The following is a 16196-nucleotide window of genomic DNA, read 5'->3' as shown; positions in this document are numbered from 1 at the left end:
AGATGTTAAACATTGTAAACAACCCTACGGATTCATTTACGCTGGAAGTGCTGATCCGACGGCTCGGGCGCAAATTTTTCCTAAGAGAGCGCGGAGAACGAACAGTGGACAAACGGGACCTTTCGGCAATCTTCCGGGAGCGCCTGAAGCTGCTCCTGACACGGTCCGATCTCAACCAGTCGGCCTTCGCGTCAGCAGTCGGCATCGACCGGTCGGCGCTGTCGCAACTGATGTCCGGCGCCTCGACGCGCCTGCCACGTGCCGAAACGCTGCTCAACATCGCCGCCGAATTCAAGATCTCGCTGGACTGGCTGCTCGGCCTGTCCCAGGATGAAGGCGTCACCGGCGAAATCCGCGAAAGCCTGGAGATCGAAGAGGCGCCCGACGGCTTCGACCGCACGCTGCTCGCCAAATGGTTCGCCGAGGCCGCAGGCACCAAGATCCGCTATGTGCCGGCCGGCATTCCCGACCTCCTGCGCACACGCCAGCTGGTCGACTACGAAGCCAACATCACCAACCGCAGCCGTCTGGCGCAGGCGAGCGAGACGCAGTACCGCATCGAGTACAACCGGCGCCCTGAGACCGACATGGAGGTCTGCATGCCGCGCCATACGCTTGATATCTTCGCCCGCGGCCTGGGCGTCTGGGACCGCTTTCCCGAGGCTGACCGCCGGCAGCAGCTTGCCCATATGGCGACGCTGCTTGACGATCTCTACCCCACCTTCCGCCTGTTCCTCTATGACGGCCGCATGCGCTATTCCATCCCGCTGACCATCTTCGGCCCTTATCGCGCCGCCATCTATGTCGGCGACATGTATGTCGTGCTGAACGCCACCCAGCCGGTCCAAGCGCTGACCCAGCATTTCGACAATCTGATCCGGGCCGCCGACATCAACCCGCATGAGGCCGCCGCCTACGCGCGCAATCTGGCCGGCGCGTCATTTCCATCGGGTTCTGCCTGATCCCCAACGCCCCGGAAAGGTGCGCCGCGCGGCAATTGCAGGTCGCAAACACATTGACTGGACATAAAGACTTCTTTATATCCTTATTCCATTCAAATATCTGAAAGTCGATCCGATGACCGCGAACAATCCCATCGATGCTCTGCTGGCCGAAAAGGGCGTGCTGCTCGCCGATGGCGCCACCGGCACCAATCTGTTCGCCATGGGTCTGGAGGCCGGCGAAGCGCCGGAGTTGCTGAACGAGACAGCGCCCGACACCATCACCAGCCTGCACCAGAATTTCGTCGACGCCGGCGCCGATATCATTCTCACCAACTCGTTCGGCGGCACGCGCCACCGGCTGAAGCTGCACCATGCGCAGGACCGTGTACATGCGCTGAACAAGCGCGCCGCCGAGATTGCCCGCGCTGTCGCCGACAAGGCCGGCAGGAAAGTCATCGTCGCCGGCTCGGTCGGGCCGACCGGCGAGTTGCTGGTGCCGCTCGGCGCCATGACCTATGACGAGGCGGTCGAGGCCTTCGCCGAACAGATCGAAGGCTTGAAGGAAGGCGGCGCCGAAGTCGCCTGGATCGAGACCATGTCTGCGCCGGACGAAATCCGCGCCGCGGCGGAGGCCGCCATCCGCGTCGGCCTGCCCTACGCCTATACCGGTTCGTTCGACACTGCCGGCCGCACCATGATGGGCCTGCTGCCCAGGGATATCCACGGCGTCGTCGACGGACTTTCAGAGACACCGCTCGGTGTCGGCGCCAATTGCGGTGTCGGCGCCTCCGACATCCTGGCCTCGCTGCTCGACATGACCGAGGCGAAGCCGGAAGCGACGGTGATCGTCAAGGGCAATTGCGGCATTCCCGAATTTCGTGGCACCGAGATCCATTATTCCGGCACGCCGGAGCTGATGGCCGACTATGTCCGGCTGGCGGTGGATGGCGGCGCGAAGATCATCGGCGGCTGCTGCGGCACGTCGTTCCAGCACCTTGCCGCCATGCGCAAGGCGCTCGACGCGCACACCAAATCCGAACGCCCGACCGTCGCGGCGATCGTCGAACGCATCGGTCCGATGCGCAACAAGGTGGCGACGGAAAACACCGCCGAGACCAGCGAAGCCCGCCGCGAACGCCGCCGCAGCCGGGCCTGATATCGAACTTATTCGCTGTTTTCAGCGTAACGCGATAGCGCCGTCTTGAAATCCAGGGCGGTGCTGTCGGCGCTTTCATTCATCGTCACCAGGTCACCCGACGACTGCGGACTGCCGATCTGCTCCAGCATGACACGAAAGCGGTCATTGGTCAGCGCCGACTTTGCGGTATTCCGGGCTGCGTCGACGTCATCCATGATGCGCCTGGATTCTGGCGACAGCGTTCCCGACGCCTGCGTGAGTCTCACCGCCGGCGTCGTGTTTCCAATGTTCATGATCTGCAATTCCCGGCTCCCCAAGCCCAGTCCCGACCCCATGCAATAATAGCAGGGCATTGCGATGACGTTCCGGAAAAGCCGCGCAATTTAACGATCAGGCGGATCATCTGTGCGCTTCGGATTAATCGATCCGAAAAAAGGCCGGCAGGGTTTCCCCCGCCGGCCTGCCTCACCCGCCCGTAGCCGGTTCCCCGTATCAGAACGACCCCCGTCTGAAAGGAACCGGCTGTATTGCCACTACCGGTTACCGCCGAGCGCCGAGGCAAGGCGCACAAGCGAAAGGAACTCGGACCTGTACCCAAACGGGTCGGCTCCTCGGGCGGCGGTGGCAATCTCCATGATCTTGTCGTAGCCGAACTTCGCGGTCGCATCCTCGTCGCGCAGCTTCTGGCCGAAGGCGGCGACAGCGATGGAGAAACGCTGGTCGGTGCTGGCCTGGTCGAAGGACGCGACCTCGTTGGCCGACGTCACCGGCGTGGTGATCAGCTTCGAGACGTCTTCGTTCGGCAGCTTGTAGCGGATTTTCACGAAGGCATATTCGTCGGCGTTGGCGACGCCGCCATTGTCGACCGCGGCCTGGCCGTAGCGCAGCGGATCCATCTGCTCGCCGCCACTGCCCTTCGGCGTGATCTCGTAGATGGCGGTCACCGAATGACCGGAGCCGATATCGCCGGCATCGACGCGGTCATTGTTGAAGTCCTCGCGGTTCAAGGCGCGGGTTTCATAGCCGATCAGCCGGTACTCCGAGACCTTGTCCGGATTGAACTCGACCTGGATCTTGACGTCCTTGGCGATGGTGAACAGCGTCGAGGAGGCATCCTCGACCAGAACCTTCTCGGCCTCGGCCAGCGTGTCGATATAGGCGGCGGTGCCGTTGCCGTTCTGGGCGATGGTCTGCATCATCTGGTCGTTCAGATTGCCGCGGCCGAAGCCGAACACCGACAGGAAGACGCCGGTCTTGCGCTCCTGCTCGATCAGCCGCTTCAGATCGTCGTCATCGGTCTGGCCGACATTGAAGTCGCCGTCCGTGGCCAGCATCACACGGTTGATGCCGTCCTTGACGAAGGACTGCTGGGCAAGCCTGTAGGCTTCCTTGATGCCCGCCTCGCCGGCCGTCGAGCCGCCGGGCGACAGATTGTCGATGGCGTTGAGGATCTTGTCCTTCTCGGTAACCTTGGTCGGCATCAGCACGGTGCCGGCGTCACCGGCATAGGTGACGATCGAGATGGTGTCGTCCGCCTTGAGCTTGCTGACCAGCAGCCGGAAAGCCGACTTGAGCAGCGGCAGCTTGTCATGCTCGTCCATCGAACCCGAGACGTCGATCAGGAACACCAGATTGGCCTTGGGCTGCTCGACCGGCTTGATGTCGAAGCCCTTGATGGCGACGTGCATCAGCTTGGTGTGCCCGTTCCACGGCGTCGGCATGACGCTGACGGTCGAATTGAACGGCGTCGAAGCCGAGTCCGGACCCTTCCAGTCATAGGGGAAGTAATTGACCATCTCCTCGACGCGCACCGTGTCGGCCTGCGGCAGGTAGCCCTGCTTCAGCGAGCCGCGGACGAAGGAATAGGAAGCGGTGTCGACGTCGATCGAGAAGGTCGAGACCGGATCCTGAAGCGCTGCATGCACTGGATTGGTCTTGAAATCCTCGACGCGGTCGCGGTTTGGCTCCTGCGGCGCAATCTGGTCGGCCGGCATGGTAGAGGGCTGCGCCAGGTACTTGGATTCGGTCGCGCCGGCCATGCGGTCGACCCGCGCGCCGCCGGCCGGGGCAGCGGTGCCGTCAAGCGAAAACTCGCGGCTCTCAACTGGCGCAGGCTCGGCCAACACGCCGCGCCCCAGCGCATCCTGCTGCGCAGGGGCGACAGCAACGGTCGATTCGGGCTTCGGCGGCGCGGGCGGCGTAAGCGTCGTAGTAGTGTCGCGGCTTCGCGCGTCGGCGTCGGCCTTCTTGTCGCTTTCAGGCGCCTGCTTGTCTTTTACCGGCGCGTTGATCGCCGGCCCATTGGTTGCCGGCTTGTCGGCCAGCGTCTCAGTGATCTTCTCGTCGCTGCCGAACGGCGACGGCTGTTCCCTCAGCATATGAAAGGTGGCGTATCCGGCGATCGGCAGGGCGACGAGCCCGGCAATGGCTGGCGTGGCGATGAGTTTCTTTTGCATGATCTCGCTCCAGAGCTTTTGTGCTCGCTCTGTGAGACGAAGCCCGCCGACCGATCCTTGGGTGACGGCAGAAATATTTTCCTGATCATAGGCGCGCATGGCGGCTTCGAAGGCGCGTGCCTTCGCGCTTTCCCCGGGCGCCGGTACTGCTGCGTCGCGCAGCCTGTCGAGTTCGTTGTCGTCGACCATGGTCACACTTCCCCGGCTGAACGAATCAACGTCTTCAGCCGTTTCTTCGCTTCATGGATGTGCCAGGAAACCGTCGTCTCCGAGATTGCCATCGCCTCGGCGGCGGCCGCATGGCTCAACCCTTCGCCATAGACCAGAAGTACTGCATCGCGCTGCTTGTCCGGCAATTGCCGCACCGCTGCCCAGAGCGCCTCAGAGGGATCTTCGGGCTCGGCCGAGGCCTCTCCCGAAATCATGCTGTAGGCGCCGAAAGCCTCGGCCTTGACGTTTTCGCGCGTGGTCTTGCGCATCATGTCGCGCGCCGCGTTCAGCGTCACGGAATAGAGCCATGTCGTGAACGCGCCGCCGCCGCGGTAGTCGCGGATCGCCTTGCCGAGACGGACACAGACCTCCTGGGCGATGTCTTCGGCATCGGCCTTCTTTCCGCACCAGCGATAGGCGGCGCGATAAACGAAGTCGTAGTGCCGCTCCAGCAATTTGCCGAAGGCACCCCTGTCTCCGCCCTTCGCCCGCCCGATCAATTCGGCGTCGGAGGCTTCGCTTTCATCCAGCATCATCGCCATCATTTGCCTGTTGGACGAAGGCTAATGGCCAATCCTTGGGGTTATGGAAAGATTTTTTTCCGAGGCGACGGATGCACGCGCAACAGGTGCGCTGAGATTCAGGTCAGGCCGAGCCGAAAACGATGGATTTCGAGAACCGGAGCGGAGCGTACTTTTGGTACGCGAGCACCGGAAGCACAGAAAGCCGTCGTTTGCAGGCCGGCCTCACCTGAATATCAGCACACCTGGCCCGAGGCCCAGCCGGACGACCAAGCCCACTGAAAAATTATAGCCGCCCAGCCAGCCCGTGACATCGACGACTTCGCCGATGAAAAACAGCCCCGGCACGGATTTCGCCTGCATCGTCTTCTGATCGAGCCCGTTGGTATCGACACCGCCAAGCGTCACTTCCGCCGTGCGGTAACCCTCGGAGCCGGCCGGCTTGATGCGCCAGTCGTTGACGGCGGCTTCGACGGTTTTCATTTGCAGGTCTGTCAAATCAGCGAGATTGCCATCGATCCCACTGCGCTCGGCGACTGCTTGCGCAAGGCGCTTCGGCAAATGGTTTGCAAGCACCGTCTGCACCGCTTGCCTGCCGTTGACGCGCCGGGCGGCGCGAAGCAGTTCCGCCACATCCCTCCCCGGCAGCATGGCGATGCGGATCTCGTCGCCCTCGCGCCAATAGGACGATATCTGCAGGATGGAAGGCCCGCTCAAGCCGCGATGCGTAAACAGCATCGCTTCTGAAAACCGCGTCTTGCCGCAGGCGACTTCGGCATCGACGGCATTGCCGGCCAAAGGCGCCAGCCGCTCCAGCGTTCTTGCGTCGAAGGTAAGCGGCACCAGCGCCGGCCGTGTTTCCACCACCGCAAGGCCGAATTGCGCCGCAAGCTCGTAGCCGAAACCGGACGCGCCCATTTTGGGGATCGACTTGCCCCCGCAAGCCACGACCAACGAGCTGCAAGCGACGCTGCCAGCGGAGAGCGTCAGCACAAACCCGTCCGCGGTCTTGCTGACGTTCCTCACCTCGGTCGACAACGCCAGTTCCACACCCCAATCCTGCATGTCGGAAACCAGCATGTCGATGACCTGGCGCGCCGAGCCGTCGCAAAACAGCTGTCCCAGCGTCTTCTCGTGATAGGCAATGCCATGGCGTTCGACGAGCGCGATGAAGTCGCCTTGCGTGTAGCGGCTGAGCGCCGAAATGCAGAAATGCGGATTGCCGGAGATGAAATTCTTCGGGCTGGTGTGGATGTTGGTGAAATTGCAGCGGCCGCCGCCGGAGATGCGGATCTTCTCGCCGGGCTTTGTCGCGTGATCGAGCACCAGGACCGAGCGGCCGCGCTTGCCCGCCTCGATGGCGCACATCATTCCGGCCGCACCGGCGCCGATCACCACGACATCATAGGATTGCATCAGGCTGTTCGTTCCCGCTCGACTGGCGCTGTTTTAACAGGCCGCGCCAATCGTGCAGTCTCTACCCGTTCGTTGCGACTTCAGGCAACGCCTCGTTAGATCAGCGTCTCGGCGAACAGCGTCGTCAGTCGCTTCCAGTGGCGCTCGGCGCCGGCCGCGTTGAAGACGCTGTGATCCGACACGCACCAGCCATGCGCCATGCCGGCATAGTTTTCGATGACGTGGTCGACTTCCGCCACGCGCAGCGCCTCGGCCAGTCGAGCCGACTGCTCCGGCGGAAAGCTGCGGTCCACCCCAGACGTTCCGACATAGACCCGCGCCTTGATCATTGCAGCCTTGCGGTGCGGACTGTCGGCGGCATCGCTGGCCAGATTGCCGCCATGGAAGCTTGCCGCCGCCACGATGCGATCGGGATAGGTTGCAGCCGCATTCAAGGCCCGCGCCCCGCCCATGCAGTATCCGACGACACCGACCGGTCCGGTGACACCTTCAGCGGTAAGCGTGTCGAGGAACGCCCTGCTGTCGCGGATGGTCATGTGCTGTGTCGTGCCGTGGACCAACGCCGTCAGCGCGACCTTGGTCTCCTCGACGACGAAAGCGGTCTTGGGCTCGAACGGCCCGTAGGGTGCTTTGCGATAGAAAAGATCCGGCACCAGCACCGCATAGCCCTCACCCGCCAGCCGCTCCGCCATTGCGTCGAGCGCCGGTCGCGGACCGAAGGCGTCCATGTAGAGAATGATACCGGCCTTGACCGGGGAAACAGTCGCCGAACGGAACAATCCCGCCTTCGCCACGCCGTCTCCGGTCTCTATCTCAATGTCCTGCTTCGCCATGGCTCGCCCCATTGATTGTCGTGCGATACATATAAGCAGGCATTGTCAGGGCAAGCCGTTCCCTGACAATCCCGTTCAACACTTTGTGCAGGCGTTCAACGCCGCTACAGGCCAGCAAACGCCGTCATGTGAAAGGCCTGAACCTCAGGCGGATAGCGATGGGCCGTGCCATACGGACAAGCGTTGCGGTCGAGGCAGCCGCCGCCGCGGCATGGTTCGCCCTTCGATCCCCGCACATGCGCCAAGCAAGCCTGATGAGCGAAACCATCCGCGGAATAGGCGTCAACCGGACAGGATTTCAGGCAAGGTTTTGCCACACAGGCGTCGCAAAGGTGAATCGATGCGTGAGCTTCTGGAGCCGCGATCTCGTCTTCGAACAGCAACGCGCCGCGATAGGCATGCCAGAGCCCGTACTGCGGATGCATCAGGATGCCCAGCGGCGACGGTCTCAGCCCCTCCGCTCGCATCGCCCATTGCTGGAACGGCAGATAAGGTCTGTCCGAAGGCGAAACGGCGCGCGCGCCGAATTTCTCCGCCACCGCACCGATCACTGCGCGCGACCATGTGTCGAGCGGATTAGCAATGGTTTGCGGTTGCCGGTCGCGCCAGCGCAGGAAATGCGGCCAGGGTGCCGCTCCCGCCTGCCCCACCAACAGCACGGATTTGGCGGGGGCAACTGAAGGGCCATGCGGCGGCGTTTCGCTTGTTGCGAAATTGAAGCCGCCGCGCAGGATGAGGCCGTCGGCGGAAAGCGCGGCCGCTATCTCGTCAGCCCGGCGCCGCGCAATCATCCCTTCTTGTCCGGGTCGGAGAAAGCGCTCCGCCAGACTTCCTTGTGGATGATGTTGGCGACTTTAGCCCCGCCTGACTCGGGCTCCTTTCAGGTGAAGGCGTCAGCCATCGACGCCTTCTTCGTCGCGATGTAGTCCTTCAGCCCGTCGTCGATGCCCGGATCGAGATACGGCGCCTCATAGGTCTCCAGCCAGCGGCGGGCGAGTTCGTTGGCGCGCTGCGGCGCTGTCTTCTCGCCCTCGGCCAGCCACTGCTCGTAGGAATTGTTGTCGGCGATGCTGGAGCGGTAGAAGGCGGTCTGGAAATTGGCCTGGGTGTGGTCGCAGCCGAGATAGTGGCTGCCCGGGCCAACCTGGCGGATGGCGTCCATCGCCTGGCCGTTTTCCGAGAGGTCGACGCCTTCGGAAAACTTTTGCGTCATGCCGAGCTGGTCGATGTCCATCATGAATTTTTCGTAGCAGGACGCCAGTCCGCCTTCGAGCCAGCCTGCCGAATGCAGGACGAAATTGGTGCCGGCAAGAATGGTCGAGTTCAGCGTGTTGGCGCTCTCATAGGCGGCCTGCGCGTCCGGAACCTTGGAGGCGCAGAGCGATCCGCCGGTGCGGAACGGCAGGCCGAGCCGGCGGGCAAGCTGTGCGGCGCCGTAGGAAACCAGCGACGGCTCCGGTGTGCCGAAGGTCGGCGCACCAGACTGCATGGAGATCGACGAGGCGAAGGTGCCGAACAGTACCGGCGCGCCGGGGCGGATCAACTGCGTGAAAGAGGCACCGGCCAGCACCTCGGCCAGAACCTGTGTCAGCGTGCCGGCCACCGTGACCGGGCTCATCGCGCCGGCAAGGATGAACGGCGTGACGATGCAAGCCTGGTTGTGACGCGAATAAACCTTCAGCGCGCCCAGCATGGTTTCGTCGAACACCATCGGCGAATTGGCGTTGATCAGGCTGGTCAGCACGGTGTTGTTTTCGACGAAATCGTCGCCGAACACGATCTTGGCCATGGCGACGGTGTCTTCGGCCCGCTCTGGCGCCGTCACCGAACCCATGAACGGTTTGTCCGAATATTTGATGTGGCTGTAGATCATGTCGAGATGGCGTTTGTTGACCGGCACGTCGACCGGCTCGCAAACCGTGCCGCCCGAATGGTGAATCGACGGCGCCATATAGGCGAGCTTCACGAAATTCCGGAAATCCTCGATCGTCGCGTAGCGCCTGACACCGTCGAGATCGCGCACGAAGGGCGGACCATAGACCGGCGCGAAGACCGTGGCGTTGCCGCCGATCTGCACCGAACGTTCGGCGTTGCGCGCATGCTGGGTGTAGATGGGCGGCGCGGTCTCCAGCAGCGAGCGGCAGAGGCCCTTGGGAAAATGCACGCGCTCGCCCTTGACGTCGGCGCCCGCCTCTTTCCAAAGCTGCAGCGCCTCGGCGTCGTCGCGAAAGATGATGCCGATCTCTTCCAGCACCGTATCGGTGTTGTTTTCGATAATCGCCAGGCCTTCCTCGTTGAGGACCTCATAGATGTTGATCTTGCGCTTGATATAGGTGAGCTGGGTGCCCGGTCCGCCGCCCGAGCGCGCCGCCCGCCTTGCAGCCGCGCCGCCGCTGGCAGCACGTCCACGTCGCGCATTGGACGCTTCCTGGTCGACTGACGCGTTTTCACTCATGATCGTTTTTCCCTAAAAACCGTTTGCGGCCGCGTAGGCGGCTTCTCGCCCGGATCGTAGCCATGCACCCTATTCGAAACGGCCCGCCAGCGCCAACGCCTGTCGCAAAATCGACAAGAATTCCAATAGATTTGCGGTCGCTTTCCTTTTGCGGGAAGTCGCAAATCAGCTATGGATACCTGCCCCCGCCGGGTTAGGTATTGACGCGATTATTTTAAGCCGCCGTGATCGCATCCGCGCGGCAAGGAGCCCGAGAAAAATGGCCGACGACGAGATCATCCTCTCCGAGCTTTCCGACGACGAGTTGGTGCAGCAGATGCACGACGATCTCTATGACGGGCTGAAGGAAGAGATCGAGGAAGGCACCAACATCCTGCTCGAGCGCGGCTGGGTGCCCTACAAGGTGCTGACCGAAGCTCTGGTCGAAGGCATGCGCATCGTCGGCGAGGACTTTCGCGACGGCATCCTGTTCGTTCCCGAGGTGCTGCTGTCGGCCAACGCGATGAAAGCCGGCATGTTCATCCTGCGCCCGCTGCTGGCCGCCACCGGCGCGCCGAAGCAGGGCAAGATGGTGATCGGCACCGTCAAGGGCGACATCCACGACATCGGCAAGAACCTCGTCGGCATGATGATGGAAGGTGCCGGCTTCGACGTCATCGATCTCGGCATCAACAATGCGGTGGAAAAATACCTCGACGCCATCGAGCAGCACCAGCCCGACATTATCGGCATGTCGGCGCTTTTGACCACGACCATGCCTTACATGAAGGTCGTCATCGACACGATGAAGGAAAAGGGCATCCGCGACGACTATGTCGTCCTGGTCGGCGGCGCGCCGCTAAACGAGGAATTCGGCAAGGCCGTCGGCGCCGATGCCTATTGCCGCGACGCGGCCGTGGCGGTCGAGACCGCCAAGGACTTCATGAAGCGCAAGCATAACGTGCGCGCTTCAGCCTGATCTGTTACGCAAGGCGTCTGGGCCACAATCGAAAGCCGCGCCTTGCAGCGCGGCTTTTTTGTTCCAGCTATTGGAACGGATGGCTGCGTCAGGGTTTGGTGACGGTGTCGTCGACGGCTTTCGCAGTCGATTTGATATCCCGGCCGACACCACGGACGGTGTTGGCACAGGCCGTAAGCGCCAGGATGCAGGCAAGGATTGCAATCGGCGCAACGCGTAACAGTTTCATGGACGGTTTATCCCTCTCTCGATAGATTCGCCCCACAGCAACGAAGGCCGCTTCGACCGGGTTCCATGGCCAGAATGCAAAAAACGAAACCGAATCAGGACGACAGGCTGCTGGTCATCGCCTGCGGAATGATTGCGCGCGAAGTTTTGGCCGTCAAGGAGCAGCTCAAGCTCGACCATCTCGACCTGACCTGCCTGCCGGCGGAGTTCCATTTCTACCCCGACCGCATCGCACCGGCGATGGACAAGGCGATCGAAAAGGCCAAGGCGGAAGGCTATAGCAACATCTTCGTTGGCTATGCCGATTGCGGTACCGGCGGCATGCTCGACCGGGTCCTGGAGAAGCACGGCGTCGAGCGCATGGCCGGGCCGCACTGCTTTGCCTTCTACCAGGGCATGGACGCCTATGCGAAGGTCGCCGACGACGACATGATGTCGTTCTACATGACCGATTTCCTGTGCCGCCAGTTCGACGCCTTCTTCATGAAGCCGCTCGGCCTCGACAAGCACCCGGAGCTGATCAAGGACTATTTCGGCAACTACCAGAAGCTGATCTACATCGCCCAGACCGACGATCCGGAACTCGACAAGGTCGCCGAGAAGGCCGCGAAGATGCTTGGCCTCGCCTATGAGCGCCGCTCGACCGGCTATGGCGACCTGACGGCTGAATTGGCGCGGGTGGCGGCACATCCAGAAGAATTGCGTTAGGCGCCCGACTTCGGATTATTTGCTCTCCGGTTGCGGATCCGACACGAAATCGACAACGCGGCCGTTGTCTAACCGGATCGGCCCTCTTGCAGTTGGATCCTTGCGCAAAGCCTCTGCAAGCAGAGCGTCGACTGTGTCGAGATTGACCTGCAGAATTGTGCGGTCGCCCAGTTGCCAGTACTCGCCTTCATCGAAGACGTCGAACTTGTCGAAAAAAGGAGCAACTTTGCGAAGCAACTCGATGATCTCGATATGCGCCTCCGACCCCGCAAACTGGGTCTTGCAATATTGCTGCATGAAGAGGTCCCTGTCGAACTCGAACCTTAGGCGATCCGACTTGGGATGCGGCTGGCATTCTATCCCCAAGACCGGGCCGATATAGTCAACGCTGCGTTCGTCGATGACCCGGTTGAGAACCATTTCGGCCTCGTCTATCGGCCGAAATCGCCAGTCTCGAGCGATGGCAAGCGCTTCAACTTCCTGCAACAGCGCAACATATTGTTCCTCTCCGCGCAGTTGTCCCTCAAAATGGATTGTAACCCCCACGCGCACCTCCCGCGGAACATACCGCTGTTTAAGCACGGATGACAGGCCGCCGCGAATGGGTAAGTGTGCACTGGAAGATAGAATCGGCTGCTCCAGCCGCGCCAACATGGATACCACCGATGACCCCTCGCGTCCTGCTCGCCGCCCTTGGCCTCCTCTGCCTCGTCTTGCCCGCTCGCGCCGACGGCGAGGTGCAGAAGATCATCACGCCTGCCGACAAGGTGCGGCTCGACAAATATGGCGAGACCCGCAAGGCGGCGCTGGCCGAGGCAAAAGCGGGAGACCCGGCTGAGGTCAGCCAACTCGACGCGCTGCTGGCAAAGCCGATAGTGGCCTTTTCCGACAAGGACCTGAGCGGCAACTGGCAATGCCGAACCATCAAGGTGGGCCTGACCGGCCCGCTGGTCATCTATGGCTGGTTCAAGTGCAAGGTCACGGACGATGGCTCCGGCTGGCAGCTGGAAAAGGTCAGCGGCTCGCAACGCACCAAGGGCCGTTTCTTCGACGATAGCGAAAAACGCGCGATCTATCTCGGCTCCGGCTATGTCAATGACAACAAGCCTAAACCCTATGGCAGCGGCCCGGAAAGCGACCAGGTCGGCTATGCCTTCCGCACCAGCGCCAATGAATGGCGCATCGAATTCCCGGCGCCCTACTACGAATCGAAACTTGACATCATCGAGTTCAAGCGCTGATCCGTTGGTCTCTCGCTGGCCGGGCGGTCATCAAGATTTAACCTCGCCCGGCACAGAATTGAGCCGGGCAGCGCACGGCAAATGGTTGCGCGCCGGCAAGAAAGCGCGCCATGGCATCAGCGGTTGAAAAAAGTGCTGCGATCGTCATCGTCACCGAAGGCGGGCCGCACATCTGGACCATCGTCAACGCCATCGCCGACCAGTTCGGTCCTGTCAGCGTCATCCTCGAAAGCCCTGAATCCAAAAAACAATTGCTGCTCGGCCGGGCGCGCCGCCAGGGCTTGTTTTCGGCCATCGGCCAGCTTGGCACGATGGTGTTGACGAGGCTCGGCAAGCGCTTCTTCGCCGGGCACGCGGAGCGGCTGATCGCAGCGCAAAAACTGCAGACAGAGCCGAGGCCGGGACAAAAGATCATCCACGTCTCCTCCGCCGACGGGCCCGATTGCCTGCAGGCGGTCGCCGACATCCGCCCGGGCGTGGTGCTGCTCGCCGGCTGCCGGATTTTGTCCCGGCAGACGCTGGCGCAAATGCCCTGCCCGGTGCTCAACTACCACGCCGGCATCGCGCCGAAATACCGCGGCATGAATGGCGGCTACTGGGCGCTGGCCTGCGGCGATCTCCAGAATTTCGGCACCACCGTGCATCTGGTCGACGCCGGCGTCGACACCGGCGGCGTGTTGAAACAGGCGCGCGGCAAGCCGGAGCCCGGCGACACGATTTCGAGCTATGCGTTGCGCCAGGCGGCGTTCTCGCGCGACATCTGCGTCGAGGCGGTCCACGGTGCCTTGGACGGAAAGTTGGCCACGATCAAGCCGGACCTGCCCTCGAAACAATGGTACCACCCGACGATCTGGTTCTATCTCTGGACCGGCCTGACCAAGCGGGTTTGGTAGCCAGCCTTCCCTCGGAATCTCGCCTTTCTTTTTGCGACTCTCAATAGCGTCGCTTTTGAATGCGCGCGCGTCGTCCCATAACAAGCAGCCCCACTGCGCATCCGGCAATGCTCACACCAGCTGGATAAAGTGGTGGAACGTCGTTTCCCTCATGGACGCACGGCGCTCTACAGGGAGTGAGAGAATTCATGGCCGATCTGATTGTCGTCTATTGGCGCGACATCCCCGCCCAGGTCATCGTCAAGAAGGGCCGGCAGAACGCCAAGCGCGAACTGCCGCTGCGCTTCACCGAGGCGATCGATATGTGCGCCATGCGCACCGGCGCCGGCGGCACCGACGATTACCTCGCCGAATGGCGCAAGGCCGATCCGATCCCGGTCGGCGACGACCTCGAAGCCGAGGTCGAGAAGGCATTCAGCGACATCGACGCGAAATACGACCGCGAGCGGCTGGTCGCTCTAGTCAAGGCAGGCGGGAAAGAAAATGTCTGAAACCACTCCTGCCAAAGAAGGGCCAAGGGTTACCCAGCCGTTTACCCAGGCCACGCAGGTCAAGAAGGCAGCGCCGAAATCCGACTACAAGCCGGCCGACGTGTCGCCGCAGCGGCGCGTGCAGCGGTCGTTTGCCATCAGGCTGTGGTCCATTCGGCACTCGCGATTGCTCGAATGGTTCTACTCCAGGTTCGCCGACATGTTCCTGCTTCTTCATCCGCTTTGGAAAGGCCTCGGCTATGGGCGCGTCGAGGCGCCGATCAAGTTTGTCGAAAGGCGCGTCAAGGGCTTCATGTTCGACTGCCGCATGTGCGGCCAGTGCATCCTGTCCTCGACCGGCATGTCGTGCCCGATGAACTGCCCCAAGCAGCTGCGCAACGGCCCTTGCGGCGGTGTGCGCGCCAACGGCAATTGCGAGGTCGAGCCCGATATGCCTTGCGTCTGGGTTAAGGCCTGGGAAGGCTCGCGGAACATGGAGCATGGCGACAGGATCCTGACCGTGCAGAAGCCGGTCGACCAGTCGCTGCGCGAAACCTCGGCCTGGCTGCGGGTGACGGCCCAGTCGGCAGCGGCCCGTGAAGCAGCGGCCAAAGCCAACACTGGAGCGGCCGCGTGATCGGCCGCCAGCGCGATGAAAACCCGGCCGGCATCCATCTGCCGCTCGATCCGCTGCCCGGCCACTCCTCGCGTGGCCGGCTGGAGCGTGTGCTGCGGCGCGGCGAATTCGCGGTCACCACCGAGCTCAACCCGCCCGACAGCGCCGATCCCGAAGACGTCTATAACCGCGCGAAAATCTTCGACGGCTGGGTCGACGCCATCAATGCCGTCGATGCCTCCGGCGCCAACTGCCACATGTCGTCGGTCGGCATCTGCGCGCTTTTGACCCGCATGGGTTACGCGCCGATCATGCAGATCGCCTGCCGCGACAGGAACCGCATCGCGATCCAGGGCGACGTGCTGGGCGGTGCCGCCATGGGCGTCGCCAACATGCTGTGCCTCACCGGCGACGGCGTCCAGGCCGGCGACCAGCCCGGCGCCAAGCCTGTCTTCGACCTCGATTCCATGTCGTTGCTCGAAACCTGCCGCATCATGCGCGACAACGGCAAGTTCCTGTCCGGCCGCAAGTTGACGACGCCGCCGCAAATTTTCCTCGGCGCCGCCGTCAACCCCTTCGCGCCACCCTTCGATTTCCGCCCGATCCATCTCGGCAAGAAGATCGCCGCCGGCGCGCAGTTCGTGCAGACGCAATACTGCTTCGACGTGCCGATGTTCAGAACCTTCATGCAGAGGGCGCGGGACTTGGGGCATACGGAAAAAGTTTTCATCCTGTGCGGCGTCGGCCCGCTGGCTTCGGCCAAGACGGCCAAATGGATCCGCTCCAACGTGCCGGGCATTCATATTCCCGACGCCATCATCAAGCGGCTGGAAGGTGCGCAGGACCAGAAGAAGGAAGGCAAGCAGCTCTGCACCGACATCATCAACGAGGTGAAGGAAATTCCTGGTGTCTCCGGCATCCATGTGATGGCCTACCGCCAGGAGGAATATGTCGCCGAGATCGTCGATGAATCGGGTGTGCTGAAAGGCCGCCAGCCATGGAAACGCGAGATCCGCCACGACGATCAGATGGTCGCCGACCGGCTCGAGAGCATACTGCACGACGACATTACCGAAACGCAGGTGGATATGGTGAAGACCGCGCACTGA

General features: G+C 62.3%; 17 protein-coding genes and 1 pseudogene. 9 read left to right on the top strand and 9 right to left on the bottom strand.

Annotated elements, in window-relative coordinates; genetic code table 11:
• The first annotated feature begins 104 nt into the window (after window positions 1–104).
• Together X733_RS158980 and bmt are read left to right on the top strand one after the other, a co-directional pair.
• A complete protein-coding gene (locus X733_RS158980; RefSeq protein WP_023818053.1) occupies window positions 105–962 on the top strand; it encodes a helix-turn-helix transcriptional regulator in 858 nt (285 codons plus the stop codon).
• Between the two features lie 115 nt (window positions 963–1077).
• A complete protein-coding gene (bmt, locus tag X733_RS158985; RefSeq protein WP_023818052.1) occupies window positions 1078–2100 on the top strand; it encodes a betaine--homocysteine S-methyltransferase in 1023 nt (340 codons plus the stop codon).
• Between the two features lie 8 nt (window positions 2101–2108).
• On the opposite strand, the gene X733_RS158990 is transcribed toward bmt, so the two are convergent.
• The 7 genes and pseudogenes from X733_RS158990 to X733_RS159015 all read right to left on the bottom strand — a co-directional run bounded on the left by X733_RS158990 (window position 2109) and on the right by X733_RS159015 (window position 9973).
• Entirely contained in the window at window positions 2109–2375 is a 267-nt protein-coding gene (locus tag X733_RS158990) for a hypothetical protein (protein ID WP_031193098.1), read from the bottom strand.
• Window positions 2376–2615: 240 nt separating this feature from the next.
• Window positions 2616–4727, bottom strand: coding sequence for a VWA domain-containing protein (locus X733_RS158995; RefSeq protein WP_023818050.1), 2112 nt, complete (start codon window positions 4725–4727; stop codon window positions 2616–2618).
• 2 nt (window positions 4728–4729) lie between these two features.
• On the bottom strand, window positions 4730–5290 hold the full coding sequence (locus X733_RS159000) for an RNA polymerase sigma factor (protein ID WP_023818049.1): 561 nt from the start codon (window positions 5288–5290) through the stop codon (window positions 4730–4732).
• A 215-nt stretch (window positions 5291–5505) separates the two neighbouring features.
• Window positions 5506–6685: pseudogene (locus X733_RS01000000165945) on the bottom strand (NAD(P)/FAD-dependent oxidoreductase).
• Between the two features lie 95 nt (window positions 6686–6780).
• A complete protein-coding gene (locus X733_RS159005) occupies window positions 6781–7518 on the bottom strand; it encodes a dienelactone hydrolase family protein (protein WP_023670405.1) in 738 nt (245 codons plus the stop codon).
• A 104-nt stretch (window positions 7519–7622) separates the two neighbouring features.
• A complete protein-coding gene (locus X733_RS159010) occupies window positions 7623–8309 on the bottom strand; it encodes a hypothetical protein (RefSeq protein WP_023818048.1) in 687 nt (228 codons plus the stop codon).
• A gap of 89 nt (window positions 8310–8398) precedes the next feature.
• Complete coding sequence (locus tag X733_RS159015) at window positions 8399–9973, bottom strand: trimethylamine methyltransferase family protein (RefSeq protein ID WP_023818047.1); 1575 nt, start codon at window positions 9971–9973, stop codon at window positions 8399–8401.
• Window positions 9974–10232: 259 nt separating this feature from the next.
• Here X733_RS159015 and X733_RS159020 point away from each other — a divergent pair, with 259 nt between their 5' ends.
• Window positions 10233–10931 (top strand): B12-binding domain-containing protein, encoded by a 699-nt coding sequence (locus X733_RS159020; protein WP_023688118.1) that lies wholly within the window; start codon window positions 10233–10235, stop codon window positions 10929–10931.
• Window positions 10932–11019: 88 nt separating this feature from the next.
• Here X733_RS159020 and X733_RS22740 read toward each other — a convergent pair whose 3' ends face one another.
• The gene (locus X733_RS22740) at window positions 11020–11160 is read right to left on the bottom strand and encodes an entericidin A/B family lipoprotein (protein ID WP_023688117.1); all 141 of its coding nucleotides are present in this window, start codon (window positions 11158–11160) and stop codon (window positions 11020–11022) included.
• Between the two features lie 65 nt (window positions 11161–11225).
• Between X733_RS22740 and X733_RS159025 the strand changes: the two genes are divergently transcribed.
• Window positions 11226–11867 (top strand): DUF1638 domain-containing protein, encoded by a 642-nt coding sequence (locus tag X733_RS159025; protein ID WP_023733763.1) that lies wholly within the window; start codon window positions 11226–11228, stop codon window positions 11865–11867.
• A gap of 15 nt (window positions 11868–11882) precedes the next feature.
• On the opposite strand, the gene X733_RS1000000169410 is transcribed toward X733_RS159025, so the two are convergent.
• Window positions 11883–12521, bottom strand: coding sequence for a hypothetical protein (locus X733_RS1000000169410; RefSeq protein WP_155924159.1), 639 nt, complete (start codon window positions 12519–12521; stop codon window positions 11883–11885).
• 11 nt (window positions 12522–12532) lie between these two features.
• On the opposite strand from X733_RS1000000169410, the gene X733_RS159035 reads away from it, so the two are divergent.
• From X733_RS159035 to X733_RS159055, 5 genes are all read left to right on the top strand, one after another.
• Complete coding sequence (locus X733_RS159035) at window positions 12533–13108, top strand: DUF4893 domain-containing protein (protein ID WP_023670399.1); 576 nt, start codon at window positions 12533–12535, stop codon at window positions 13106–13108.
• Between the two features lie 110 nt (window positions 13109–13218).
• The gene (locus tag X733_RS159040; protein ID WP_023818045.1) at window positions 13219–14001 is read left to right on the top strand and encodes a formyl transferase; all 783 of its coding nucleotides are present in this window, start codon (window positions 13219–13221) and stop codon (window positions 13999–14001) included.
• A 188-nt stretch (window positions 14002–14189) separates the two neighbouring features.
• A complete protein-coding gene (locus tag X733_RS159045; protein ID WP_023670397.1) occupies window positions 14190–14492 on the top strand; it encodes a virulence factor in 303 nt (100 codons plus the stop codon).
• Complete coding sequence (locus X733_RS159050) at window positions 14485–15108, top strand: methylenetetrahydrofolate reductase C-terminal domain-containing protein (RefSeq protein WP_023681779.1); 624 nt, start codon at window positions 14485–14487, stop codon at window positions 15106–15108. The genes X733_RS159045 and X733_RS159050 overlap by 8 nt, the downstream gene beginning before the upstream one ends.
• Complete coding sequence (locus tag X733_RS159055) at window positions 15105–16196, top strand: methylenetetrahydrofolate reductase (RefSeq protein WP_023681780.1); 1092 nt, start codon at window positions 15105–15107, stop codon at window positions 16194–16196. Before X733_RS159050 ends, X733_RS159055 begins: the two co-directional genes overlap by 4 nt.

Source organism: Mesorhizobium sp. L2C066B000 (genome assembly GCF_000502335.1).
In the GTDB taxonomy this organism is placed as follows: Bacteria; Pseudomonadota; Alphaproteobacteria; order Rhizobiales; family Rhizobiaceae; genus Mesorhizobium.
Note: the sequence above shows the minus strand (reverse complement) of the source record. Positions and strands in the feature narration are given on the sequence as shown.

Coding starts and splice junctions, on each gene's coding strand:
- X733_RS159020 (WP_023688118.1), top strand. CDS start 10,233: ATGGCCGACGACGAGATCATCCTCTCCGAGCTTTCCGACGACGAGTTG.
- X733_RS158995 (WP_023818050.1), bottom strand. CDS start 4,727: ATGGTCGACGACAACGAACTCGACAGGCTGCGCGACGCAGCAGTACCG.
- X733_RS159015 (WP_023818047.1), bottom strand. CDS start 9,973: ATGAGTGAAAACGCGTCAGTCGACCAGGAAGCGTCCAATGCGCGACGT.
- X733_RS22740 (WP_023688117.1), bottom strand. CDS start 11,160: ATGAAACTGTTACGCGTTGCGCCGATTGCAATCCTTGCCTGCATCCTG.
- X733_RS159035 (WP_023670399.1), top strand. CDS start 12,533: ATGACCCCTCGCGTCCTGCTCGCCGCCCTTGGCCTCCTCTGCCTCGTC.
- X733_RS158990 (WP_031193098.1), bottom strand. CDS start 2,375: ATGAACATTGGAAACACGACGCCGGCGGTGAGACTCACGCAGGCGTCG.
- X733_RS1000000169410 (WP_155924159.1), bottom strand. CDS start 12,521: ATGTTGGCGCGGCTGGAGCAGCCGATTCTATCTTCCAGTGCACACTTA.
- X733_RS159040 (WP_023818045.1), top strand. CDS start 13,219: ATGGCATCAGCGGTTGAAAAAAGTGCTGCGATCGTCATCGTCACCGAA.
- X733_RS159005 (WP_023670405.1), bottom strand. CDS start 7,518: ATGGCGAAGCAGGACATTGAGATAGAGACCGGAGACGGCGTGGCGAAG.
- X733_RS159050 (WP_023681779.1), top strand. CDS start 14,485: ATGTCTGAAACCACTCCTGCCAAAGAAGGGCCAAGGGTTACCCAGCCG.
- bmt (WP_023818052.1), top strand. CDS start 1,078: ATGACCGCGAACAATCCCATCGATGCTCTGCTGGCCGAAAAGGGCGTG.
- X733_RS159025 (WP_023733763.1), top strand. CDS start 11,226: ATGGCCAGAATGCAAAAAACGAAACCGAATCAGGACGACAGGCTGCTG.
- X733_RS159045 (WP_023670397.1), top strand. CDS start 14,190: ATGGCCGATCTGATTGTCGTCTATTGGCGCGACATCCCCGCCCAGGTC.
- X733_RS159000 (WP_023818049.1), bottom strand. CDS start 5,290: ATGGCGATGATGCTGGATGAAAGCGAAGCCTCCGACGCCGAATTGATC.
- X733_RS159010 (WP_023818048.1), bottom strand. CDS start 8,309: ATGATTGCGCGGCGCCGGGCTGACGAGATAGCGGCCGCGCTTTCCGCC.